This is a genomic window from Cryptosporangium phraense, assembly GCF_006912135.1.
Lineage (GTDB): Bacteria > Actinomycetota > Actinomycetes > Mycobacteriales > Cryptosporangiaceae > Cryptosporangium > Cryptosporangium phraense.
Map to the genome: position 1 here is coordinate 25,620 of NZ_VIRS01000002.1, position 24,167 is coordinate 49,786.

At 71.5% G+C, this 24,167-nt stretch carries 19 protein-coding genes; 8 read left to right on the forward strand and 11 right to left on the reverse strand.

The features are described from left to right. Window positions 1-4 precede the first annotated feature (4 nt). From FL583_RS02440 to FL583_RS39895, 3 genes are all read right to left on the reverse strand, one after another. On the reverse strand, window positions 5-1,537 hold the full coding sequence (locus FL583_RS02440; RefSeq protein WP_205751796.1) for a sensor histidine kinase: 1,533 nt from the start codon (window positions 1,535-1,537) through the stop codon (window positions 5-7). Beyond that, window positions 1,534-2,274 (reverse strand): response regulator transcription factor, encoded by a 741-nt coding sequence (locus tag FL583_RS02445; protein WP_142702801.1) that lies wholly within the window; start codon window positions 2,272-2,274, stop codon window positions 1,534-1,536. The genes FL583_RS02440 and FL583_RS02445 overlap by 4 nt, the downstream gene beginning before the upstream one ends. A 72-nt stretch (window positions 2,275-2,346) precedes the next feature. Then, complete coding sequence (locus FL583_RS39895; RefSeq protein ID WP_170323446.1) at window positions 2,347-2,523, reverse strand: hypothetical protein; 177 nt, start codon at window positions 2,521-2,523, stop codon at window positions 2,347-2,349. A 216-nt stretch (window positions 2,524-2,739) separates the two neighbouring features. Between FL583_RS39895 and FL583_RS02450 the strand changes: the two genes are divergently transcribed. Further along, complete coding sequence (locus FL583_RS02450; protein WP_142702802.1) at window positions 2,740-3,573, forward strand: phytanoyl-CoA dioxygenase family protein; 834 nt, start codon at window positions 2,740-2,742, stop codon at window positions 3,571-3,573. On the opposite strand, the gene FL583_RS02455 is transcribed toward FL583_RS02450, so the two are convergent. After that, window positions 3,554-4,120: a TetR/AcrR family transcriptional regulator gene (locus tag FL583_RS02455; RefSeq protein ID WP_142702803.1), complete on the reverse strand. Its 567-nt coding sequence runs from the start codon at window positions 4,118-4,120 to the stop codon at window positions 3,554-3,556. The genes FL583_RS02450 and FL583_RS02455 overlap by 20 nt on opposite strands. Before the next feature lie 80 nt (window positions 4,121-4,200). On the opposite strand from FL583_RS02455, the gene FL583_RS02460 reads away from it, so the two are divergent. The 3 genes from FL583_RS02460 to FL583_RS02470 are packed head-to-tail and all read left to right on the forward strand — an operon-like array spanning window position 4,201 to window position 6,583. After that, the gene (locus tag FL583_RS02460) at window positions 4,201-4,821 is read left to right on the forward strand and encodes a (2Fe-2S)-binding protein (protein ID WP_142702804.1); all 621 of its coding nucleotides are present in this window, start codon (window positions 4,201-4,203) and stop codon (window positions 4,819-4,821) included. Between the two features lie 50 nt (window positions 4,822-4,871). Then, the gene (gene cobF / locus FL583_RS02465; RefSeq protein WP_142702805.1) at window positions 4,872-5,639 is read left to right on the forward strand and encodes a precorrin-6A synthase (deacetylating); all 768 of its coding nucleotides are present in this window, start codon (window positions 4,872-4,874) and stop codon (window positions 5,637-5,639) included. A gap of 11 nt (window positions 5,640-5,650) precedes the next feature. Continuing rightward, on the forward strand, window positions 5,651-6,583 hold the full coding sequence (locus tag FL583_RS02470; RefSeq protein ID WP_170323447.1) for an LLM class F420-dependent oxidoreductase: 933 nt from the start codon (window positions 5,651-5,653) through the stop codon (window positions 6,581-6,583). Between the two features lie 38 nt (window positions 6,584-6,621). On the opposite strand, the gene FL583_RS02475 is transcribed toward FL583_RS02470, so the two are convergent. Beyond that, window positions 6,622-8,670 (reverse strand): prolyl oligopeptidase family serine peptidase, encoded by a 2,049-nt coding sequence (locus FL583_RS02475; RefSeq protein WP_240746552.1) that lies wholly within the window; start codon window positions 8,668-8,670, stop codon window positions 6,622-6,624. A gap of 109 nt (window positions 8,671-8,779) precedes the next feature. Between FL583_RS02475 and FL583_RS02480 the strand changes: the two genes are divergently transcribed. After that, window positions 8,780-10,822: an acyltransferase family protein gene (locus FL583_RS02480; RefSeq protein WP_170323448.1), complete on the forward strand. Its 2,043-nt coding sequence runs from the start codon at window positions 8,780-8,782 to the stop codon at window positions 10,820-10,822. Here FL583_RS02480 and FL583_RS02485 read toward each other — a convergent pair. The 5 genes from FL583_RS02485 to FL583_RS02505 form a co-directional block, all read right to left on the reverse strand. Next, window positions 10,805-13,201: a COX15/CtaA family protein gene (locus tag FL583_RS02485; protein WP_142702809.1), complete on the reverse strand. Its 2,397-nt coding sequence runs from the start codon at window positions 13,199-13,201 to the stop codon at window positions 10,805-10,807. The genes FL583_RS02480 and FL583_RS02485 overlap by 18 nt on opposite strands. Beyond that, complete coding sequence (locus FL583_RS02490; protein WP_240746553.1) at window positions 13,194-14,159, reverse strand: decaprenyl-phosphate phosphoribosyltransferase; 966 nt, start codon at window positions 14,157-14,159, stop codon at window positions 13,194-13,196. Before FL583_RS02490 ends, FL583_RS02485 begins: the two co-directional genes overlap by 8 nt. A 55-nt stretch (window positions 14,160-14,214) precedes the next feature. Continuing rightward, complete coding sequence (locus FL583_RS02495; protein WP_142702810.1) at window positions 14,215-14,967, reverse strand: decaprenylphospho-beta-D-erythro-pentofuranosid-2-ulose 2-reductase; 753 nt, start codon at window positions 14,965-14,967, stop codon at window positions 14,215-14,217. Beyond that, window positions 14,964-16,307, reverse strand: a complete 1,344-nt coding sequence (locus tag FL583_RS02500; protein ID WP_205751797.1) for a decaprenylphosphoryl-beta-D-ribose oxidase — start codon at window positions 16,305-16,307, stop codon at window positions 14,964-14,966. Before FL583_RS02500 ends, FL583_RS02495 begins: the two co-directional genes overlap by 4 nt. 107 nt (window positions 16,308-16,414) lie before the next feature. Further along, window positions 16,415-17,875 carry a benzaldehyde dehydrogenase gene (locus FL583_RS02505; protein WP_142702812.1) on the reverse strand — a complete coding sequence of 487 codons (1,461 nt, stop codon included), beginning with the start codon at window positions 17,873-17,875 and terminating at the stop codon, window positions 16,415-16,417. A 127-nt stretch (window positions 17,876-18,002) separates the two neighbouring features. Here FL583_RS02505 and FL583_RS02510 point away from each other — a divergent pair, with 127 nt between their 5' ends. The 3 genes from FL583_RS02510 (at window position 18,003) to FL583_RS02520 (ending at window position 22,731) form a co-directional block, all read left to right on the forward strand. Further along, window positions 18,003-18,395 (forward strand): cupin domain-containing protein, encoded by a 393-nt coding sequence (locus FL583_RS02510; protein WP_142702813.1) that lies wholly within the window; start codon window positions 18,003-18,005, stop codon window positions 18,393-18,395. Next, a complete protein-coding gene (locus FL583_RS02515; protein WP_142702814.1) occupies window positions 18,392-20,377 on the forward strand; it encodes a glycoside hydrolase family 31 protein in 1,986 nt (661 codons plus the stop codon). Before FL583_RS02510 ends, FL583_RS02515 begins: the two co-directional genes overlap by 4 nt. 194 nt (window positions 20,378-20,571) lie before the next feature. Further along, window positions 20,572-22,731: a putative bifunctional diguanylate cyclase/phosphodiesterase gene (locus tag FL583_RS02520; RefSeq protein WP_170323449.1), complete on the forward strand. Its 2,160-nt coding sequence runs from the start codon at window positions 20,572-20,574 to the stop codon at window positions 22,729-22,731. Here FL583_RS02520 and FL583_RS02525 read toward each other — a convergent pair. Next, complete coding sequence (locus tag FL583_RS02525) at window positions 22,728-24,032, reverse strand: ATP-dependent 6-phosphofructokinase (protein WP_142702816.1); 1,305 nt, start codon at window positions 24,030-24,032, stop codon at window positions 22,728-22,730. The genes FL583_RS02520 and FL583_RS02525 overlap by 4 nt on opposite strands. Window positions 24,033-24,167: the final 135 nt, after the last annotated feature.

A 24,167-nucleotide genomic window follows, 5' to 3' on the forward strand; every position in this document is an offset into this window, starting at 1 on the left:
GAACTTAGCGCGCCGCCGTGGGGTGTCCCGCGTCCGTCCCGGCCGGGGTCTGCTCCGGGCTGACCCGTTGCCCGGGGTGCTCCAGCGGCACGCGGACGCGGAACGTGGCGCCCTCGCCCGGTGCCGTCTCGACCCGGACCGTGCCGCCGTGCGCGGCGACCAGCGCGGCGACGATCGACAGGCCGAGGCCCGAGCCGCCGTGGGCCCGGCTCCGGGCCGGGTCCGTGCGGTAGAACCGCTCGAAGACCCGTTCGGCCTGCTCGGGAGTGAGCCCCGGCCCCTGGTCGGACACCGCGACCACGGCATCGCGCCGATCGACGCCGAGCCGGACCTCGACCGGCGTCCCGTCCGGGGTGTGGATCGTCGCGTTGGAGATCAGGTTGTCGAGCACCTGGCGCAGCCGTGGCCCGTCGCCGATGACGGTGAGCGGTACCTCGCTGTCGACGCGCAGCGTGATCGGGTGGGTGGGCGCGACGATCCGCGCGCCTTCGACCGCCTCGATGGCCAGCCGCAGCACGTCGACCGGCCGGGCCTCGATCGGACGCTGCTGGTCGAGCCGGGCCAGCAGCATGAGGTCGTCGACGAGCAGCCCCATCCGGAGCGCCTCGGCCTCGATCTTCTGCATCACCCGGTCGACCGCCTCCCGGTCGTCGGGTACCGCGCCCTGGCGGTAGAGCTCGGAGAAGCCCCGGATCGACGTCAGGGGAGTGCGCAGTTCGTGGCTGGCGTCCGCGACGAACCGGCGCATCCGCTCCTCGGACGCCCGGGCACTGGCCTCGGACGCCTCCCGGGCCGCGAACGCGGTCTCGATCTGTTCGAGCATCGAGTTCAGCGCGGTCGCCAGGCGTCCCACCTCGGTGCGGGCCCCGCCGGGCGGGACGCGCTGGCTCAGGTCGCCGCCGGCGATCGCCTCGGCGACGGTCTCGACCTCGCGGAGCCGGCGCAGGCTGGAGCGGACCATCGCCCAGCCCAGCCCGACCAGCGCCAGCAGCGTCACCACGCCGGTGCCGGCGTCGATGCCGACGAGCCGGGTGACGGTCGCGTCGATGTTGTCGAAGCTGATCGCGATGACCAACGTCCCCCGGCCGTCGTCGAGCTCGCGGACGAGCACCCGCCACTGACGTCCGCCGCTCACCGAACCGACGGTGAACGTGGTCTCGTCGAGGCGGCCGACCGTCGACGCGTCGAGCGTCGGCAGGTCGGGGGCGGACTGGTCGCTGCCGGCGGGCCGGCTCAACCGGACGACCGGCCGGCCGGTCGGCGGCTGGTAGCGGACGTAGGAGCTGGTCGAGTCGTTGCTGGTCGAGCTGTTGCTGGACGTCTCGGGGAGATCGCGCGAGTACCGGCCGGCCATGCCCCGGATCTGGTGGTCGAGGCGCTCGATCAGGTAACCGCGGAGCGCGACCGTGCCGGTCACCCCGGTGACGAGCAGCGCGATCGACAGCAGCACGACCAGCGCGGCCACCAGCTTGACGCCGAGCGGCAGCAGATCGGGCGCGGCCTTGAGCGCGCCGAGCAGGCGCCTGGGCCGACTCAAGAGCGAGGGACCCTCAGCGCGTAACCGACGCCCCGGATCGTGTGGATCAAGCGGGGCTCGGTGGTGTCGACCTTTTTCCGCAAATACGACACGTACGACTCGACGATGTTGGAGTCGCGCCCGAAATCGTAATGCCAGACGTGGTCGAGAATCGTGGCCTTCGACAACGCCTTTCCGGGGTTGTCGAGGAAATACTGGAGCAGCCGGAATTCGGTGGGGGAGAGCGTGACCTGCTTGCCGGCTTTCCACACCTCGTGGGTCTCGCGGTCGACCTCGATGTCGGCGAACGCCGAGCGCGCCGAGGCGTCGGAGATCCGTTCGGGCACGGTGGACGCGGTCGGGACCTCGGCGACCCGGCGCAGCACCGCGCGGACCCGGGCGAGCACCTCACCGAGGCTGAACGGTTTCGTGACGTAATCGTCGGCGCCGAGCGTCAGGCCGCTGATCTTGTCGTCGGTGCCGTCGCGGGCGGTGAGGAACAGGACCGGGATGCGGGTGCCCGAGCCGCGCAGCAGGCGCAGCACCTCGAAGCCGTCCATGTCCGGCAGCATCACGTCCAGGACGATCAGGTCCGGGGTGAACTCGCTGGTCGCGGCCACGGCCGCTCGCCCGCTCGTCGCGGTGCGGACCTCGAAGCCGGCGTAGCTGAGGCTGGTGTCGAGCAGTTCGACGATGTTCGGTTCGTCGTCGACGATCAGCAGACGGGCCTCGGGGGCCGCGGCCTCGTGTTCGGCCATGGCGCTCCTCGGACGGACGGAAGTACTCAGGGTGGTCATCATCCCATTCCGTCCGGGGAGCAGGCGAACAGGTCAGTTCTCCCGGGTCACGATGCTGATCATCGTGAACATGCTGCCCGCGAACAAAGACACCAGGAAGATGAAGAGCGACATCCGGATGTCGTGCGCGAACTGGTAGAACAGCACGGCCAGAGCCAGGGCGGCGACGACGACGAGCGCGCCGCGAACGGCGTTGGAGTTCTTGTTCACGGGGGCAACGGTTCCACGGAATGACGCGATCCAGTCGTCGCCAAAGGCAATTCCTGCCAAGCCCATAGGACGCTCATAGGCTCGGTCGGCCGATCGGGAGAAGATTGTGAGAAAACTGCGTAACGCGCGCAGCGAATGCTCAGTTTCTCAGCGTTCTTTGATCGTTCGCACAGGCGCTTAACGTTTGAGAAATGACCAGCGCCTACCGTGGGGCGCATGGACGAATCGGTGTTCACTCCCGGCGACGGGCTCGACGCGATCGAGGCCTCCTACCGGCAGGCCGGGTTCGTGCTCCTGCGCGGTCTCTTCTCCGACGAGTTGATGGCCGCGATGGAGATCGAGTGCGCCGACGCCCAGCGTCGGGTGCTGTCCGGTGAGTTACCCGAGCGGTACGGCGCCGCCCAGTACCTCGACGACGCCAGCAAGATCGAGCGCTTCGTCAACTACGTCCAGCAGGTGCAGGAGGTCTCGCCCGCGGTGCTGGCCGCCGCCACCGACCCGGCCCTGGTCGCGATCATCCACCGGCTGATCGGGGCGGACGCCTGGCTGGCCGGCCCGGGCAAGCAGGGCATCGTCTACCAGGACGCCCGCCCGGGCAAGGAGTCCGGCTACACCCGGATCGGCTGGCACTCCGACTGGCAGGCGTCGCCGAGCCTCGACATCTGGCCGTCCACCGCGTTCACGTTCCACCTCGACGGCACCAGCCCGGCCAACGGCTTCCTGCGCGTCGTCCCCGGGAGTCATCGGTGGGCGACGCCCGCGCCCTACCGGAACGTCAACAACGTCGAGGTGCCGGCGGACGCGAAGCCGGCCGGCGGGTACACCGACGAACCGCCGCCGTTCCCGATGCCGCTCGGCTTCGAGAAGGTCCCGGGCGAGATCGGCGTCTACGCCGACCCCGGCGACGTCATCCTGCACGACGCCTATCTGTGGCACTCGGCCGCGCGGGCCACCGACGACGAGGGCATTCGCCGGCACGTGCGGTCGGGCTACTTCAGCGGTGATCCGACGCAGACCCGCGATCAGTTCCTCAAGAACGCGGCTCGCTGAGGGTTCGCTCGAGCCGGCGGACCTGGGCCCTCATCACGTCGGGGTCGCGCAGCGCGTTGGCGAGTACCGCGCCGCCTTGTATACCGGCGAACAGCGCCACCGCGTCGGCGCGCGGCTGGGGCGAGTCGAGCGCGGCGAACTGCTGCTCGGCCCAGTCGAGGATGCGCGCGATCGGGCCGGTCGCTTCCGCGTCCAGGCCGTCGTCGCGACGGCCGAGCTCGGAGACCAGGCTGCCGAGCGGGCAGCCGAAGCGGGCGACGACGTCGCTCATGTCGTCCCAGCGGCGCAGCAGACCGGTGAGGCGCTGGGCCGGGTGAGTGGAGCGGCCGTCGAGCGCGGTGAGCATCTCGCCGACCTGGTCCAGCTGGGCCGCGATCACGGCCCGGACCAGGTCGTCCTTGGTCTTGAAGTAGTAGTAGATGTTGCCGACCGGCACGCCGGACGCCTCGGCGACGTGCGCGAGCGTGGTGGCCTCGACGCCTTGCCGATAGAGCATCTCGGCCGCGCCGCCGACCAGCTTGGCCCGCTTGTTCGCTGAGTCAGTCATCTCACTGACAAGGTAGCTGGCTAGTCAGTCGGACGACTGACTAGCGACCTCACGGCGTGTCGAGCAGGTAGCGTCGGGGCGTGGACGTGGTCGGGGCGCTCCGGGAGGCCGGGAAGCTCGGGGGCTACTTCGCGCTCGGGTCCGGCGCCGGCCGGCCGGTCAGCGATCTTCACGACCCCGACTCCGACGCCCTCGACCGGCTGATCGACGAGGTCACGGCCGCGATCGGGGCTCCCGAGCCACGGATCGGGGCGTCGATCCTGTTCCAGGGGTTCGCGGCGCGCCTCTGGTCGCTGACGCTCGGACCCTTGTCGATCGCCGGGGTCGTGCCCGATCTGGCCCCCGACCGGCTGTGGTGGCGGTCCGCGAACGGCTCGCTCACGCTCGGCCTCGAGCCGGTCGAAGCCACCGCCGACGGCGTCTTCCGCACGGTCGTCGATCAGCACCTGCTCCCGCTGGTGGACGCCACCCAGCAGCGCGTTCGGCTGCCCACCGCACTCCTGTGGGGCAATGCGGCCTCAGCGCTGGTCGGCACCGTACGGGTACTGAACACCGCCCGGGGCTGGGACAGCGCCCGCGACCTGCTCGAACGCGGCCCCTTGCGAGGCACCCTGGCCGGGCCCGATTTACAGCGGCGGAGCTGCTGCCTCTTCTACCGCGTCCCGCACGGCGGCCTGTGCGGCGATTGCGCACTCCGCTGACCCCGCCGTCGCCGCCTGTGTGGCCGCGCTCACGCCGTAGCCTTCTCGGCGTGCGACACATTCGGGTCATCGGCGTCGGGGCGGGCGATCCGGGGCTGCTCACCGTCGAAGCGGTCAAGGCGCTCCGCAGCGTCGAAGTGTTCCTGGTCCTCGACAAGGGTGAGACGACCGCCGAGCTGACCGCCGCCCGGCAGGCGATCCTGGAGCGCTACCTGGACACCTACCGCATCGCGCTGATCGCCGACCCACCCCGCGACCGCACCGCGGCCAACTACGAAGGCGCCGTCGAGGCCTGGCGGGACGCCCGGTCGATGGCGGTCGAGCACGCGCTGCGCACCGAGGTCGGCGAGAAGGGGACCGCGGGGCTCCTGGTCTGGGGCGACCCGGCGCTCTACGACGGCACGATCACGATGCTCGACACGATCGTCGCCCGGGGCCAGGTGCCGCTCAAGTACGACGTCCTCCCGGGCATCAGCAGCGTGCAACTGCTCGCCGCCCGCCACCGGATCACGCTCACCCGCACCGCGGGGGCCGTCCAGATCACCACCGGCCGCCGGGTCGCGGCCGGCCACCACGACGAAGACACCGACGTCGTCGTGATGCTCGACGCGCACCTGGCCTGCGAACGGTTCCGCGGCCAGGGCGCCGACCTCTACTGGGGCGCCTACCTGGGCACCGCCGACGAGGTCCTGATCGCCGGCCCGCTCGACGAGATCCTGCCCCACGTCACCGAGAAGCGCGCCCGGCTGCGCGAGGCCAAGGGCTGGATCATGGACACCTACCTGGTGCGCCGGGGAGGGTCCAAACCCCCCGTGTGAGTATGGCGAGCATGAAGTTGCGCGTATTCACTGAGCCCCAGCAGGGTGCCGACTACGAGACGCTCCTCGCGGTCGCCAAGACCGCCGAGGACCTCGGCTACGAGGCCTTCTTCCGTTCCGACCACTATCTGGCGATGGGTGGCGTCGACGGGCTGCCCGGCCCCACCGACACCTGGATCACGCTCGGCGCGATCGCCCGGGAGACCTCCCGGATCCGGCTGGGCACGCTCGTGACCTCGGCGACGTTCCGCTACCCGGGTCCGCTGGCGGTCGCGGTCGCGCAGGTCGACCGGATGAGCGGCGGCCGGGTCGACTTCGGCCTCGGCGCCGGCTGGTTCGAGGCCGAGCACAAGGCCTACGCGCTCCCGTTCCCGCCGGTCGGCGAGCGTTTCGACCGGCTCGAGGAGCAGCTCGAGATCATCACCGGCCTGTGGGGCACGCCCGAGGGCGAGACCTACTCGTTCGACGGCAAGCACTACCAGATCGTCGACTCGCCGGCCCTGCCGAAGCCGGCCCAGAGCTCGCGCCCGCCGATCGTCATCGGCGGTAAGGGCAAGAAGCGGACGCCGGCGCTCACCGTGAAGTACGCCGACGAGTTCAACGTCCCGTTCGACTCGGTCGAGGCGGTCAAGGCCCAGTTCGACGTCGTCCGGGAGGCCTGCGAGCAGGCCGGTCGCGACCCGAAGGAGCTGGTGTTCTCGGCCGCGCAGATCGTCGTCTGCGGTAAGGACGACGCCGAGGTCGCCCGCCGGGCCGCGGCCGTCGGCCGGGACGTCGAGGAGCTCAAGCAGAACGGCGCCTGCGGGACGCCGGACGAGGTCGCAGCGAAGCTGCGCCAGTACGCCGAGGTCGGCGCCGAGCGGGCCTACCTGCAGTTCCTCGACCTCAGCGACCTGGACCACCTGGCCCTGGTCGCCGAGCAGGTCGCGCCGCAGCTCGCCTGACCATCCCCGGGGCGCGCCAGAGCGCGCCCCGGGGAACGTCACCCCAACCGGTCCCAGAGAAAAGCGAACGACAGCGCCCGCATGAACGCCCGCTGCTCGTTGTTGCTCGCTCCGCCGTGGCCGCCCTCGATGTTCTCGTAGTAGTCGACGGGATACCCGAGCTGCTCCAACCGGGCCACGAACTTCCGCGCGTGCCCGGGATGCACCCGGTCGTCCCGGGTCGACGTCGTGACCAGCAGCGGCGGATACGGCCGCTCCCGCGCGAGCAGGTGGTACGGGGAGAACGTCTGGATGAACTCCCACTGCGCCGGGTCGTCCGGATCGCCGTACTCGGCCATCCACGAGGCTCCGGCCAGCAGCGTGTGGTAGCGGCGCATGTCCAGCAGCGGCACCTGGATGACGACCGCGCCGAACAGCTGCGGGTACTGGGTGTACATGTTGCCGGTCAGCAGCCCGCCGTTGCTCCCGCCGGTGACGCCGAGCTGCCCGGCCGTCGTGATCCCGCGGGACGCCAGGTCCTCGGCGACCGCGGCGAAGTCCTCGTAGGCCCGCGGACGCTTCTCCTTCAGCGCGGCCTGGTGCCAGCGCGGGCCGTACTCGCCGCCGCCCCGGATGTTCGCCACCACGTACACGCCTCCGCGGGCCAGCCAGGCCCGGCCCAGCCCGCCGTCGTACCCGGGCACCATCGGGATCTCGAACCCGCCGTACCCGGTGAGCAGCGTTGGCAGGGGCTCATCGCGAACCGGCCCGACGACGAAATACGGAATTCGGGTGCCATCGGCCGACACAGCGAAGTGCTGCGCCACCGACATGCCCGCCGCATCGAACCGGGCCGGCGACCGCTTGAGCACCTCGCCCGACTCCGGGCTCCCGGCCACGTACCGGTGCAGCGACGGCGGGGTCAGGAAGCCGTCGACCGCGAGCAGGTACTCGTCGCCGTGGTAGCGGTCGGTCGAGGCCACCCGGACCGTGCTCCACTCCGGGATCGACGCCGACGGCGTCCGCGTCCAGCCGGACGGGCCTGGCTGCAGCACGTCCAGGCTCGGGCGGACGTCGACCAGCGAGCTGAGCAGCAGCGCGTGTTCGGTCCAGGAGTACGACAGCAGCGCCGACCGGTCGTCGGGCGCGAACAGCACGTCGAACTCGCGGTGGCCCGCGCGGAACCGCTCGAAGTCGATGACCAGCAGCGACCCCGCGGTGTAGGCCTCCCACGACGTGCGCAGCTCGACCAGGAGGTGCCCGGCGTGCACGCTGATCTCGGCGTCGTCCGGGACGTCCACCGGCACCGGGTCGTCGCCGGTCAGCAGGTACCGCTTGCGGTGGTAGAAGTCGATGCTCCGGTAGACGAAGTCCAGACCGGACAGTGGGTCCCGGAACGCCGACACGGACACGTCGGACGACTCACCCTCGAAGACCGTGACGGCCTCTTCGAGGGGCGTTCCTCGGGTCCAACGTTTGACCAGTCGCGGGTAGCCGGAATCAGTCATCGAGCCCACGCCGAAGTCGGTGCCGACGTAGAGCGTGTCCTCGTCGATCCAGCCGACGCTGCTCTTCGCCTCGGGCAGCGTGAACCCGTCCGGCACGAACGCCTTGGCGACCGGGTCGAACTCCCGGGTCACGTCCGCGTCCGAGCCGCCGACCGAGAGCGAGATCAGGCACTTCCGGTAACTCGGCGCGAGGAACGACGCCCCGTGCCACACCCAGTTCTGGTCCTCGTCCCGGGCCAGCGCGTCGACGTCGATCAGGACGTCCCAGTCGGGTTTGTCGTTGCGGTACTGCTCGAGCGTCGTCCGGCGCCAGAGGCCGCGCGGGTTCGCCGCGTCCTGCCAGAAGTTGTAGAGGTATTCGCCGCGGCGGGTCACGTACGGGATCCGCGTCTCGGCGTCCAAGACCTCGCGGATCTCGGTCTGGATCTCGGTGAACCGGGGCGAGTCGCCGTAGTCGGCGAGCGTCCGCGTGTTGTGCTGCCGGGCCCACTCGAGGGGGCCGTCCCCGGTGACGTCTTCGAGCCACCGATATGGGTCGTTACTATCCGTTGACTCGGGTCTGTCCGTTTCTGCTGGTTGCGGCGTTTCAGTCGATTCCACGGTGACAGTCTGCTCCTTGGAAACCAGCCACGTGCCCGACGGTTGGGGGTCGCAATTTTCCCCGGATTCTTGCCCATCCTTACCGGCGAGTAATGGCAGAATCACCGCCGTGGCCGGGCATGCGGAGCAGCAGACGGACTTAGCCATCGCCGACGAGACGCCGACCCCGACGGCCGTCGGGCCGCTCGACACCCCCAGAAGTTCGATCCCCGAGGGACAGCTGTTCAGCCGTCCGAGAGGTGGCGGCTCGTACAGCCCGGCCCTCGACGGGATCCGCGCGCTCTCGGTCATCGCGATCCTGCTGTATCACGGGGGCGTCGAACTCTTCGACGGCGGGTTCCTCGGCGTCGACGTCTTCTTCGTCCTCTCCGGCTACCTGATCACGTCGCTGCTGCTCGTCGAGCACGACCGCACCGGCACCCTGCACCTGAGGAACTTCTGGATCCGCCGCGCGCGTCGCCTGCTGCCCGCGCTCGCGCTGATGGTCGGCTCGGTCCTGGTGCTGTTCCCGATGCTCGGCGTCGAGTGGCCGTCCGGTACCCGCGGTGACGCGCTCGCCGTCCTGTTCTACGTCTCGAACTGGTGGTTCGTCGCCCAGGGCGAGTCCTACGCCCAGGCGTTCGAGGACCCGTCCCCGTTCCAGCACACGTGGTCACTGGCGATCGAAGAACAGTGGTACGTGCTGCTCCCGTTGGTCTTGCTGATCCTTTTTCGGACGCCGCTGGGGCGGCGCGCGCTGGGCTGGCTCCTCGCCGTGGGCGCGGTCGCGTCCGCCGCGGTCATGGCCGCGGTCCTCTCCACGTCCGACGGTTCCCGCGCCTACTACGGTACGGACGCCCGGCTGCAGGGGCTTCTCGTCGGAGCGACGCTGGCCTGCGTGTTCGCGTCGCCGGTGGGGCGCCGGCTGGTCGACAACGCGATCGTGGGCGTGCTGGGCTGGTTCGCGTTCGCCGCGCTGCTGGTGGCGTTCGTGGTCACCGCCCAGGCCGACCCCCGGATGTACCGGGGCGGGTTCCTGCTCGTCGCGCTGATCAGCGCGCTGCTGGTGGCGTCGGTGGTCGGGACCGGCCGGTACTCGCCCCGGGCGGTGCTGGCCTGGCCGCCGCTGGTGGCCGTCGGCGTGCTCTCCTACGGGATCTACCTCTGGCACTGGCCGATCTACCTGCTGCTCAACCCGGCTCGCACCGGCATCGACGGCCTCCCGCTGCTCGTCGTCCGGATCGCGTTGACCGGGCTGGTGTCCGTCGCCAGCTTCCTCATCGTCGAACGTCCACTACGGATCGGGGCACCACCGAACTCGCTGGCGTCGCCGCAGGTGGCGGCGCCCATCGCGGTGCTGGCGCTGGTGGCGGCGCTGGTCGGCGTGGCGGTTCCCGGCGTAGCCGGGGTGAAGGAGAAGTCGGCCGACTCCGTGTCGTCGCTGGCCAACGTGGCCCAGGACCCGGCCTCCGGCGGGTCGGGGGCCAACAAGGTCCTGCTGGTCGGGGACTCGAACACGCTCAGCCTGTTCGCCGCGGTACGCGACGACCCGGGCCCCGACGTGACGCTGAGCATCGCGACCCGGTTCGGGTGCGGGGTGGTGCCGTACACCGCGGCCATCGAGGGCAAGCCGGTCTCACCCGAGGAGCCGCTCTGCACGGACTGGGCCGCCCAGCGCGAGATGGAGATCGAGGCGGCCCAGCCGACGGTGGGCGTGCTGTTCTCGGGGACGTGGGAGCAGTACGACCGGTGGATCGGGGGGCGGACCGTGCCCTATACTTCGGCCGAGTGGATGCGGGTCACGACCGCGGACTACGTGCAGGTGCTGCGCGAGATCCTGAAGTACTCGCCGCGGGCGCTGGTGGTGCTCAACCACTGCCACTCGGTGTCGGACCCGGGGCTGCCGGCCGCGACGATGTTCGCCGCCGGACGGTACCCGCCGGTGATCAACGACCCGCAGCGGGTCGTCGCCACGAACACCGCGGCGAAGAAGGCCGCGGCGACGTTCGGGGGCAAGGTGGCGGTCATCGATCCGAACCCGTTCCTGTGCAAGAACGGCTTCACCGAGCAACTCGACGGCGTGCAACTACGCACCGACGGCGTCCACCTCACCACCGAGGGCGGGAAACTCCTCTGGAAGTGGCTGGAGCCCCGGCTAGTTGCCGCTCGGTGAGACCGGCTCGCCGGGGTTGGCCACTCCGACCGACGCGGCGGTGAGGCAGACGCCTGCGCTCTTCGGGACGTTGTCGAACGTGATCCAGCCGGCCGGGCCCTTCACCTTGACCCAGAGCACGTGTTCGCCCTGCTCGAACGTGATCTGGCGGCCCAGGGTGTTCGCCGAGTTGAAGACGGCCGGGGTGGTCTGCTTCGCGGTGTAGTGCAGCTCGGCGTACCACCACCAGTTGAACAGCACCTTGTCGAGGAAGACCGGCACGCGCTTCCCGCTGATCCGGTAACCGCAGTTCTTGACGTTGCCGGGCGGAGCCTTCGCCGACGTGACCACCGCGTGCGTGAGCTGCCCGGTCTGGTCGAGCACGTACAGGTCCTTGCTGACGTCCGGATCGGGGTTGATCGGGAGGTCGAGCGGGGCCATCAGCCGGGACGGGAAGTTCGTCGGGTTCAGCACGCCCCAGGCGACCTTCTCCGGCACCGCGCCGTTGTAGAGGTCGACCGGTCGTCCCATCGCCAGGATCGACTTCTCGGCGTTGGTGACGTAGCCCTTGGCCGGGTTCTCGTGCCAGCGGTTGCTGTACTTCACGGTCGAGACCAGGCTGCTCACGAACAGCGCGACGACCAGCGGGAGCACGACCGCGTTGGGGTTCGCGAGGTTGAGCCGGGTGCCGCCGAGCACCGGGGGCCACTCGATGCCGGCCCGCTGGGGCCAGGTGGTGGCCCACTCCGGGGGCCCGAACATCGCCAGCGTCAACGCGATCGCCGCGACCGGCGCGAGGTCGGTGAAGTACCGGAACTCCATCGCCGCACCCGACCCCAGCTGCAGACGCCCGACCGCGAGCACCAGGACGTCGAACAGCAGCATCCCGCCGAGCAGGATCCAGGCCTGGTAGGCGAGCGGACGCCGGTACACGGTCAGCGCGATGACCGCGAGGATGATCGCGCAGGCGACGAGCCGGAGCGCCAGCGGTGGGTTCGCGCTGGCGTCGACCGCGCCGATCGCCTTCCACGACCAGGGGCCGCCGAGCAGGCCGCTCGGCACCGAGTTCGTGGCCGCGTTGCCGAGCAGACCGCCGAGGTCCACGGCCGAGTCCGAGCGCTTGTCGAGCGGTCGGGTGACGTAGATGCCGGCGTAGACCAGGCCGAGGAGCACGAAGCTGATCCACTGCGCCCGGTGGCGCAGCAGCGCCGACTTCAGGCGGTCGGGGAGGTCCGCGTGCGGCTGCAGGATCACCGTGAAGACGAAGACCAGCGGGACGAGCAGCGCGGCCTTCTCGTAGAACGGGAGCGCGAGCGCGGTGACGACGACCGCGAGCGCGCCGGAGAATTTCCGGCCGGTGCGGACGTAGGAGAGCTGGGCGAGGAGCGCGGCCGGGATCGCGATGAGCATCGCGAGCTGGTTGATCGAGACCGCCCACCAGAGGGTGGCGGGCAGGGTGATCGGGCTGAACAGCACGATCGCCAGCGGGATCAGCGCGGCCAGGCGGGGGCCGGCCAGGCGCCGGATGAGCAGCCAGATCAGCGCGAAGCTGATCGCGATCAGCGCCAGGTCGACGCCGGCGACCACCCGGTAGTCGAGCGGGGCGATCGTCGTCTCGACCCAGACCAGGAGGTAGGCGCCGGGCATGAAGTGGGAGTTGTAGGGGGTGAAGAGGAGGTCGGGGGTGAGGCCTTTTTCGGCGGCCAGGCGGGCGAACGTGAAGTCGTCGAGGGAGAAGTAGCCGCCCCAGGCGGCCCAGGCTCGGATGAGCAGCTCGGTGAGGATGAGCGTGACCGCGGCCACGTCGACGAACCGAGAGCTGACCGGCGCCACCGCCGGACCGCCGACGGCATCCCGGTCATCCGGTGCGGCCGCCCCGGTCGGCTCGGGCGCCGGGTGCTCCGGCCCACGCGCCCCGCGCACCGCGTCGTCGTCCCGTGCCAGGGGCGCCGCCTCCGGCGCCGGCGGTCCGGCCGGGTGCTCGGTCTCCCGTACCGGGTCCGGCTTCTGCTCCGGCTTCGGAGGCGCGGCCACGGCCACCGCGCTCGGCGCGGCATCCTCGACCGGGGCCGGGGCCGGGGCCGGGGCCGGGGCCGCTTCGTTTGCGGCCGGCGGAGGCTCGGGCGTGGGCGCCGGAGGCTGCTCCGGAGCGGCTTCCGGTTCGGCCGGGACCCGGGCGGCCGGGGTCGGACGGCTCCGGAACGGGTGGGGGGCCGGGCCCGCGGGCGGCTCGCCCGACGTCGGACTCTCCCACCACGGCTCGGCCGACGGCTGACTGATCGGCGGCCCCATCGCGTACCGCGCCTGCTCGGACGCCGCCCACGACGGCGCCTCCCGAGGCCCGGCCCACTCGTCGGCCGTCCCCGCCGACTCCCGGTCGGCACCCGTCCGATCAGACATGCAGCACACCCAAACCGAAGAGCACCAGCCACACCCCACCGAGTGCCAGCAGCATCTTGTCCCGTAACACGATTTCCTCCGGCTCACCGGTGTGTCCACGATCGACGTCCCGGGCGTATTTCAGCAGCCCGAGCACCAGCGGCGCGATAGACAGCGACGTCCACGGCGCCGACGTGACCCCGGCCCGCTCGTCCGCCACCTCGAACGCCCACAGGCAGTACGCCGCGATCACCACGCCCGCCGACGTACTCCACACGAACCGCAGGTAACTCGCCGAGTACTCACGCAACGACGGACGCGTGCCCTGGTCGTCCCCGAGCGTCACGATCTCCGAGTACCGCTTCCCGGCCACCATGAACAGGCTCCCGAACGCGGCCACGATCAGGAACCACCGCGACAACGGCAGGTCCGCGGCCAGCCCACCGGCCATCGACCGCAGCAGGAACCCCGACGCGACCAGCGCCAGATCCACGACCGGCTCGTGCTTGAGCCAGTTCGAGTACAGCGTCGTGCAGGTCACGTACACCCCGACGCAGATCGCCAGGTTGCCGTACCCGGTGAGCGCGGGCACCACCACCGACCCGGCCAGCAGCACCACGCCGGCCGCGTAGGCCAGCGGCAGCGGCACGTCCCCGCGGGCGATCGGCCGCCGACGCTTGCTCGGATGCGCCCGGTCGCGCTCGACGTCCCGCGCGTCGTTGATCAGGTACCCACCGGCCGACGCGGCCACGAAGCACCCGAGCGCCACCAGCGCGTCGACCAGGACCGGCAGGTGCCAGAGCTGGCCCGCCGCCAGCGGCGCGGCGAAGACCAGCACGTTCTTGATCCACTGCCGGGGCCGCAGCGACTGGGCGAACGCCCGGCCGCGAGCCGGGAGTCCTAAGTGTCCGGCCCCGGCCGCGACCACTGCCGGCGGCGCGGCCGGTACCGCCTCGGAAGCGGCTACCGTCTCGCTCACGCGAACTCCTTCGCCGGCAACGTTGCCATTTCGCGATGGTAAGTCGATGGGTGGGTCAGATCGGGAGTTTGCGGAAGATCGGCCGGGGCACGTGGCGCAGCGCGCTCATCACGAACCGCAGCGTGCCGGGCACCCAGATCGTCTCCCGGTGGCGACGCAACCCCGACACGATCGCGTCGGCGACCTGCTCCGGCGTCGTCGAGAGCGGTGCGGGCTCCAGGCCGGCGGTCATCTTCGTCCGGACGAACCCGGGCCGCACGACCAGCAGGTGGACGCCCGTCCCGCGCAGGACGTCGCCGAGCCCGGTCGCGAACGCGTCCAACCCGGCCTTCGACGAGCCGTAGGCGAAGTTCGACTTGCGCGGCCGTTCGCCGGCCACCGACGACAGGACCACGATCGCCCCGTGCCCCTGCCGCTGCATGGCCTGCGACACCGGCACCAGCGTCGAGAGCCCGCCGACGTAGTTCGTGGTGGCGATCTCCACCGCGTGCGCCGGATCGCGCTCGGCGAGCGTCTGCTCACCCAGCACTCCGAAGGCCAGAACGGCGAGATCGACGTCGTCCACGAAGGCTTTGTCGACGACGTCCGGATGGGCCGACGGGTCGGTCGCGTCGAACGGGACCACCTCGACCCCGGCGCCCAGCGCGCGCAGCTCGTCGGCGGCCGCGTCCAACGAAGGCGACGGACGCCCGGCGAGCACGACGCGGCGGCAGCGGTCGGCGACCAGCTTGCGGGCCAGGGTCAGCCCGATCTCCGAGGTGCCGCCGAGCAGCAGCAACGACTGCGGCGACCCCAGGGCGTTGATCACAGCTCCAGCCTCCTCGACAGATCGGACGCGAAGACGCCGGCCGGGTCGAGGCGGGAGCGCACGGCCCGCCACTCGTCCAGCCGCGGGTACATCGCGGGCATCAGTTCCGGCCGCAGCCGGGAGTCCTTGGCCAGGTAGATCCGGCCACCGGCCGACACGACCAGTTCGTCGAGCCCGTCGAGCAGGCGCGCGAGCCCGGCCATGTTCGCCGGCAGATCGAGCGCGAGCGTCCAGCCCGGGGACGGGAACGACAGGTGGCCCGGGCTGCCGGCGCCGAACCGCTTCAACACGGCCAGGAACGCCGGCGAACCGGCCGCGCTCAGCCGGTCGACCGCGGTGCGGACGACGTCCTCGGCGCCGTACGGGACCACGAACTGGTACTGGACCAGCCCGGGCCGGCCGTAGATGCGGTTCCAACGTTCGACCAGGTCGAGCGGGTGGAAGAACGCCGAGATCGACTGGAGCTGGCCCCGCCGGGTGACCGCCTTGCGGTACCAGACCTCGTTGAACGCGGCCACCGTCGCCTTGTTCAGCAACCCCGGTGGGACGACGCCCGGCGGCACCGACGCCAGCGGGCGCGGCCCGAACGCGAACGGGTCCTTCCGCGGCGGGAGCTGGTCGCGCCGGGCGTGGTCGCCGCGGGTGATCACCGCCCGGCCCATCCGGGGCCCGCGGGCCAGCAGGTCGATCCAGGCGACCGAGTAGCGGTAGGCGTCGTCGGTCGCGGCCAGCCGGTCGATCAGCGCGTCGACGTTCGCGGCCCGCTCGGTGTCGACCGACATCAGGCTGGTCTCGACCGGGAGCAGCCGGATCGTGGCCGCCACCACGATGCCGGTCAGCCCCATCCCGCCCGCGGTGGCCCAGAAGACGTCGTCCCCGGGGCCGACCGAGACGGTCTCGCCCGACGCGAGCAGCAGATCCAGGTTGATCACGTGCTGGGCGAACGAGCCTTCGACGTGGTGGTTCTTGCCGTGGATGTCGGCCGCGACCGCCCCGCCGACCGTGACGTACCGGGTGCCCGGGGTGACCGGGACGAACCACCCGAACGGCAGCACCTGGCGCATCAGCGTGTGCAGGCTCAGCCCGGCCTCGACCGTGATGTGGCCCCGTTCCACGTCGAACGACCGCACCGCGGTGCAGCGGGTGAGGTCGACGACGAGCCCGCCGGCGTTCTGGGCCGCGTCGCCGTAGCTGCGGCCCAGCCCGCGAGGCAGCACCCCGCGTTTCGGGGCGTCCCCGACGGCCTTCGCGACCTCGTCGATCGAGGTCGGGGACACCACGTCCGCCGCGGTCGGGGCGGTGGCGCCCCAACCGGCCAGTAGCCGCCGCTCAACCTTCACGCGGCCACCCTGCCACAATCCTTACTCGGGAGTAGCTATCTCCACCGGATCGCACGGCCTTTCTCCGGCGCGGGTGCGTGTGTCGCGCCCGCGCCGGAGATCGGACCTCAGAACGGGTACTGCGCCGGCGTCGATCGCAGCGTGACCCACTGGGTCTCGGTGAACGCCTCGAGGTTCGCCCGCGCCCCACCGTGGCGCGAACCCGTACCCGACTCGCCGACCCCGCCGAACGGGATCGTCGCCTCGTCGTTCACGGTCTGGTCGTTGATGTGCACGGCCCCGGACGGAATCTGGGCCGCGATCTCCAGCGCCCGGGCGACGTCCCGGGTCATGATCCCCAGCGACAGCCCGTACTCCGAATCCGCGGCCAGCGCGATCGCCTCGTCCACGGTCGAGAACCGGCGCACCGGCGCGACCGGCCCGAAGATCTCCTCGGCCCAGCCCGGCGCGGTCGTCGGGATGTCGGCCAGCACGGTCGGACGGTAGAACAGCCCCTCGTACGTGCCGCCGGCCGCCAGCCGCGCGCCCTGCTCGACGCTCGCGGTGACCCGGGCGTGGATGTTGTCGCGCTGCCGGACGTCGATGATCGGGCCCAGCGCGACCTGCTCGGTCGCCGGGTCACCGACCGGCAGGTGGTCGGCCCGCTCGGCCAGCGCGGCGATGTACTCGTCGGCGATGCGGTCGGAGACCAGGTGCCGTCCGGTCGTCATGCAGACCTGACCCTGGTTGAAGAACGACCCCCAGGCCGCCGCCGACACGACCTCGGCCGGATCGACGTCGTCCAGCACGATCATCGCCGAGTTGCCGCCCAGCTCCAGGTGAGCGCGCTTGAGGTGCTTACCGGCCAGCTCGCCGATCCGGCGCCCGGCCCTGGTCGATCCGGTGAACGCGATCACCCGGGTCAGCGGGTCGGTGATCACGGCCTCGCCCACGTCGACGCCACCCGGCAGCAGCGACAGCACACCGGCCGGCAGCCCGGCCTCCTCCAGCACCCGGACGATCGACACCCCGCCGCACACCGCGGTCCGCGGGTCGGGCTTGAACAGCACCGAGTTGCCGAGCGCGAGCGCCGGAGCCACCGCCCGGATCGCCAGGATGACCGGCACGTTGAACGGCGCGATCACGCCGACGACCCCCACCGGCAGCTGCCGGGCCATGCTGAACCGGGGCTGCGACGAGCGGAGCACCTCGCCGAACGGCGTCGACGCCAGCGCCGCGGCCTCGTAGCACTCCTGAGCCGCGGTCTCGATCTCGAACCCGGCCCGGCCCGGGATCGCCCCGCCCTCGCGGACCAGCCAGCCCGAGATCTCCTCGGCGTGCTGCTGGAACAGGTCGCCGGCCCGGCGCAGCACGGCCGCCCGCTCGGTGTACGGCCGGGCCGCCCACTCCTTCTGGGCCGCCGCCGCCGACGCGGCTGCCCGGCGCACGTCCTCGACCGAGGCCCGCCCGAGTAACCCGAGCTCCTTGCCGGTCGCCGGCTCGACCGACGCCTCCGGAGCGGCCCCACCGTCGGTCCATCCGTCGAGGTAGATCTTGCCTTCCCAGACCGCACTGTCTAGTAGACCCATCTTTGTCCCCATCTTCTTCGACGTCGGTTTCCGCATGTCACACCGGCCAACGATGAGAAGTCCAGCCCGGTTTCCGCTGGACGGAGATCCTGTGTAGGCCGGGCCCCGGTGGGGAAACCAGCGCGGCATGGAGCACTTCACGATCGCCACCGAAGCCGAAAAGAGCCCCGACTTCCGTCGTGTGCTCTGGACCGGCGAGCACACGCAGCTGGTCATCATGACGATCCCGCCGGGCGGCGAGATCGGCGAGGAAGTTCACGAGGAGAACGACCAGATCCTCACGTTCGTCAGCGGCGTCGGCGAGGCCCGCGTCTCCGGCCAGACCCGCAAGATCGCGGCCGGTGACCTGGTCGTCGTCCCGGCCGGACGCAAGCACAACTTCGTCAACACCGGGCCGAACCCGCTCGTGCTGTACACGATCTACGGCCCGCCGGACCACGCCGACGGCGCCGTCCACAAGACGAAGGAAGAGGCCGACCGCCTCGAGGAGGCCGGCAAGGACGAGCCGCCGCAGTCGTGACCCTCGATGCCTACCGGCGGATGGTCCTGACCGGTGGGGACCTGGCGGTCGAGCTCGACTCCGGCCGCCGGGTCTCGGTCCGCGCGACCGCACCCGTCGAGGGTGTGCTGAGGCTCCGGATCGGTGACCCGTCCGTCTGCGACGACATTCTCCTTCCTGATCTCGACGATCGGCCGGTGGACATCTCCGCCCAGGGCACCGGGGTGGCGCTCCGCGCCCCCGGTGTTTCCGCCGTCTGGCGCGATGGCCAGGACTTTCGTCTCGGCCCGTTCGCACGGTTCGCCGAACCGGCGGCCTCGACCGTGCCGTACGCGGCGGGCGCGAGGGAGGCGACCGACGACCGCCCGGCCGGCTGGGTCGAGACCGTGCACCTACCCCCGGGTGCCCGGGTTTACGGCGGAGGCGAGAGCTACCAGGGCCCGAACCTGCGCGGGCGGCACCGCTACCTGCGCAACACCGAGCAGGACCGCAACGCCGGGCGCGACAGCGCGTACCTCAACGTCCCGCTGCTGTGGTCGGACGCCGGGTGGGGGCTGTTCGTGCACACCGGCGGAGTCGTGGACGCCGACCTGGGGGCCGAGCACGTCGAGGCGGCCCGGATCGAGGTCGACGGGCCCGGCATCGACCTGTTCCTGCTGCTCGGCGACGGCCCGACGATCCTGCGGCGCTACTCCGAGCTGACCGGCCGGCCCGGACCGCTGCCGGACTGGGCGTTCGGCGTCTGGATGAGCCGGTCGTCGTACTTCACCGCGGCCGAGATGGTCGCGGTCGCCGACGACCTGCGGGCCGCGGACTGCCCGGTCGATGTGATGCACGTCGACGAGTGGCTCGCCGAGTCGGTGCTGGACGACGCGGCCTGGAGCTCGGCGCCGAACCGCACTCGGTTTCCGTCCGGATGGACGTCGGAATTGGCTTCGCGGGGCGTCCGGACGAGCGTCTGGATCAACCCCTACCTGGCCAAGGGCTCGGCACTCGCGGACGAGGCGACGGCGAAGGGCTACCTGATCCGGACGCCGGACGGAGAGCCGGCGGGCGCGGCCGACAACCCCGACACGCTGCCGGTCGACTTCACCGATCCGGAGGCCCGGGAGTGGTGGCAGGGGCGGCTGGCCGAGGTGCTCGGCGCGGAAGGCGTGTCGGCGCTGTTGTCCGACTTCGGGGAGGAAGTACCCCCCGACGCGGTCTTCGACGACGGGCGACGAGGCCGGGACCGCCACAATTCGTACGGGCTGATCTACGCCGAGACCGTGTGGGAGGTCGGGCGCCGGGTTCGCCCGGACGACTTCGCGCCGATCTTCCGGGCCGGCACCGCGGGGTCGCAGCGCACCCCGGCGCACTGGGCCGGCGACATGCCGTCGACCTGGGCCGGGCTCGTGTCGTCGCTCCGGGCCTGCCTGTCGATGTCGCTCTCCGGCTTCGCGGTCGTCAGCCACGACAGCGGCGGGTACTGGACGCCGTCGTCCTACGACCGGGCGTTGGAGCTGCGTAAGACGATGACGCCGGACGCCGTCGAGGCGGACGTGGAACCGGAGCTGTACGCGCGCTGGGCGCAGTGGGGCGCGCTGAGCCCCATCATGCGGTTCCACGGCGTCGGCCGGCGCGAGCCGACCGCGTATCCGGAGCCGGCCCGGTCGGTGGCGGTGGCCGCGTGCCGGCTCCGCAAGGCGCTGCAGCCGTACCTGGTCTCGGTGGCCGCCTCGGCCTCGGCCGACGGGTCGCCGATGATGCGGCCGATGGTGCTGGCCTACCCGGGTGACCGGGCCGGCCGTGACGCCGAGTTGCAGTACCTGCTCGGGCCGGACCTGCTGGTGGCCCCGCTGCTGGAGCCGGGCGGCACGCGCGAGGTGTGGTTCCCGCCGGGGGAGTGGGTGCCGGTCTGGGGCGCGTCGGCGGGCTCGGGCTGGGCGACTATTCGGTGTGAAATCGACCAGTTCCCGGTGTATGCGCGGGCGGGTTCGGCGGTCGCCGGCGTCGTAGCGTAGCTGCGATGTGCGTCACAGTGATCGAGCAAGTGCTGAGGACAACGGGAGTGTGTGCCCGCATACGTTCGTGAACGGGGTGTTTCGCGGGTCCACTGAGGCCTACAGTCGCGTTTCTAGCCATTCCGGTCGGGTCGGCGCGGAGGGCGGACACAGAAATGCGACGGGGTTGGCTCTCGGGAGCCGTGGTGTGCAGCGTGGCCTTCCAGGTCGCGCTCGTGATGCTGCCTGCCGGAGCGGTGCACGTCGAGAGCGTCGGCTTACTCTGCGTGACGGTCTGGGCGATGCTCCACTTTCTCCGCCGGGCCCGGGAACTGACCGGCGCGCAGCGGCGCTGGCGGCTGCTGAGCGTGGTCGCGCTGGCGCTGTGGGCGCTCGCGCTGAGCGGCAACGAGATCGGGCTACTGCTCGGGACGACGCTCGAAGTGCGGATGTTCGTGCTGGCGGTGCTCGCCCAGGGCGCACTGGCCTGCGCGGTCGTGACGCTGCTGGTCGTCCCGGGGTTGCGGCTGACCAGGGCGTCGACGACCCGGATGCTGCTGGACGGGGTCGCGGTGGGGCTGTCGCTGGCCTCGCTGGCCTGGGTCGCGCTGTTCGGCGTGGATCCCCGGGTCGATGTGGACGCTCCCGGGGCGTTGGCGCTGATCACGCTGTCCGGATCGTTGCTGGTGCTGCTGTCGGCGGCGTTACCGCTCTTCCTCGGCGGGAGCCGGAACGGGCCGTCGTCGCTCGGGTCGTTCGCGGCCGGGATCGCGATGATGGCGGTCGGGGCGGTGGCGGCCGGGTTCGCGGCGCTGGCCGGTAGCCCGACGCCGGAGGTCGCGGCCGGGGGAGCGCTGCTGCTCGGCACCGCGCTGCTCGGACGGGCCGCGCTGCTGCCGCTGCCGACGTTCGTCCGGCGGCCGCCGTGGGACTACCCGTCGACGCTCTCGCAGGCGCTGCCGTATCTGGTGCTGCTGGCGTTGGCGCTGGTCGCCGGGGTGCACCAGCTGCTCGTGCGGCAGATCAACCTGGTGCTGGTCGGGATGCTGTTCGTGCTGGCGGTGTCGGTGCTGACCCGGCAGTTCCTGTCGTTGAGGCGGAACGCGCGGCTGGCCGCCGAGCTGACCCGTCAGCGGGCTCAGCTGGCCTATCAGGCGTTTCGCGACCCGTTGACCGGGCTGGCGAACCGGGCGCTGTTCGCCGAGCGGCTGGCGTCCGCGTCGGCCGACGGCGGCACGCCGTCCGTCCTGCTGATGGACCTGGACGCGTTCAAGGCGGTGAACGACACGCGGGGTCATGCCGCCGGGGATCAGCTGCTGGTGACCGTCGCCCGGCGGATGCGGACCGCGGTCGGGAACGGCGACACGGTCGCCCGGATGGGCGGCGACGAGTTCGCGGTGCTGTTGCCGGGTTCCTCGGACGCGGAAGTGGTCGCGCAGCGGATTCTCGAGCGGGTGGCCGGGCCGGTGACGTTGGACGAGGCGACCGTGGGGGTGCGGGTGAGCGTCGGCGTCGCGACCGCCCGGCGCGGAGCGTCGCCCGACGCCGTCCTCCGGGACGCGGACCTGGCGCTGTACCGGGCGAAGTCCGAGGGCAAGAACCGCTACCGGGTGGCCGACCGGGAGCTGGCCGACCGCGCGCTCGAGAAGTTCCGGCTGCAGGAGGAGCTGCGCGAAGCGGTCGACCGGGACGAGTTCGAGGTCGGGTACCGCCCGCTCGTCGAGCCGGCGTCCGAACGGGTCGTGGGGGCCGAGGCCGTGGTCCGCTGGCGGCACCCCACCCGAGGCCTGCTCGGCCGGGCCGACTTCGCCGACGCGGCGGTCGCGGTCGGCCTGCTCTCCACGGTGGACCGCCGGACGTTGTCGATGGCCTGCGCCGACGCCCGCACCTGGCGCGCCGGGCGGCTGACCGTCACCGTGCCTGTGGGGGCGGCCTGCGTGGCCGACCCGGCGGTCGTCGGCGCGGTGCTGACCTGCCTCGACGGCCTGTCTCCGAACGCTCTGGAGCTGGCCGTGCCGGAGGCCGCGCTGGCCGCCGACCTGACCGCGGTCGAGCCGCCGCTGCGCGGGCTGGCCGATCTGGGCGTCGGGCTCGGCATCGCCGACTTCGGCGCCGGGCCGACCGAACTGCGTCGGCTGCGCTCGCTGCCGTTCCGGACCCTGACCCTGCACCCGTCGCTGGCCGGCGACCCGGCGTTGACCAGGGCGGTGCTCGACCTGGCCCGGAGCCTGGGGCTGCGCGCGGTGGTGACCGGAGTCGAGTCCTGGGCGCGCCTGCGCGACTGCGGCGCCCCGCTGGCGACCTACGGCCCGCCGCTGCCGGCAGCCGAGTTCGCGCTGTTGACCAGAACGTCGCGAGCCGACTCCGTCGCCTAGCGCAGGTTCGGGGGCTGGCCGGTGGCCTCCAGGACCGACGTCCAGAGGTCGCCTTCCGGGTCGACCTGGTTGCGCTTGCTGATCGCCAGCCGCATCGGGACGTGGACGAACCGGCCGTGCCAGCGGCCGACCACCATCTCGGTGCGCCCGGCCATCGCCGCGTGTACGGCGGTGTGCGCGAGCCGCAGGCAGTAGACGCTGTCGTACGGGTTCGCGGGCACGCTGCGGATCGTGTAGCTCGGGTCGATGTACTTCAGGTTCAGCTCGAGCCCGGCCTCGTCGAAGTCCTGGCTGATGCGGTGGCGCAGGTGGACGCCGATGTCGCCGAGCCTCCGGTTCCCCGACGCGTCGGTGCCGTTCGTCTCCAGGAGCTCCTGCCCGGCGCCCTCCGCCACCACGACGACCGCATGCCCCCGCTCGACGACCCGTTTGCGCAGGTGAGCGAGGAGGCCCCGGTCGCCCTCGAGCGTGAACGGCACCTCGGGGATCAGCACGAAGTCGGCGTCGTTCTTGGCCAGCGCCGCGTAGCAGGCGATGAACCCGGAGTGCCGTCCCATCAGTCGGACCAGCCCGACGCCGTTCGGCACGGTCCGGGCCTCGACGTGCGCGGTGCGGATCGACTCCGCGGCCCGGCCGAACGCGGTCTGGAACCCGAAGCTCTGGTTGATGTACGGGATGTCGTTGTCGATCGTCTTGGGGACGCCGACGACCGCGATCTTCAGCCCGCGGTCCGCGATCTCCGCGCTGACGTTGATCGCCCCGCGCATGGTGCCGTCGCCGCCGACGACGAACAGCGCGGAGATGCCGAGCCGTTCCAGGCAGTCGACGATCTCCCCGGCGTCCTGCTCACCGCGCGAGGTGCCGAGGATCGTGCCGCCGTGCTCGTTGATACCCGCGACGGCGTCCGGCGTCAGGTCGACGACGTCCCGGCCGTACCTCGCGATGAAGCCCTGATAGCCGTTGCGGATCCCGACGATCCGGCGGACGCCGTAGTGCTCGGTCAGCTCCAGCACGAGCCCGCGGATCACGTCGTTGAGCCCGGGGCACAGCCCGCCGCAGGTCACGATCGCCACCCGGGTCTTGGCCGGCTCGAAGAAGATGCGGCTGCGCGGGCCGCCGGGTTCGAAGCTCGGTAACTGCTCGATCGGTAGTCCGCGGGCGGCGACCATCGAGATCGTGTCGTCGAAGAGCACGCGGTCGCCTTCGTCGACGTACGCCTCGGTCGTTCGACGCGCCTCGACCAGAGGCGCGAACGGCGAGTCGATCCGGCAGGGACCGAGGGACGCAATGGAGAAGTCCATGGATCGGCCTTCCGTCGCGGGGGTACCCGCGACGGCACTGTCGCCTGGTTTGCATCCTGCCTCACCGGCCGCGGCGAGATAACCCTTCAGTACGAGCCCGGCCCGCCGATGGGTGGATGAGGCACGTTCGCGGGG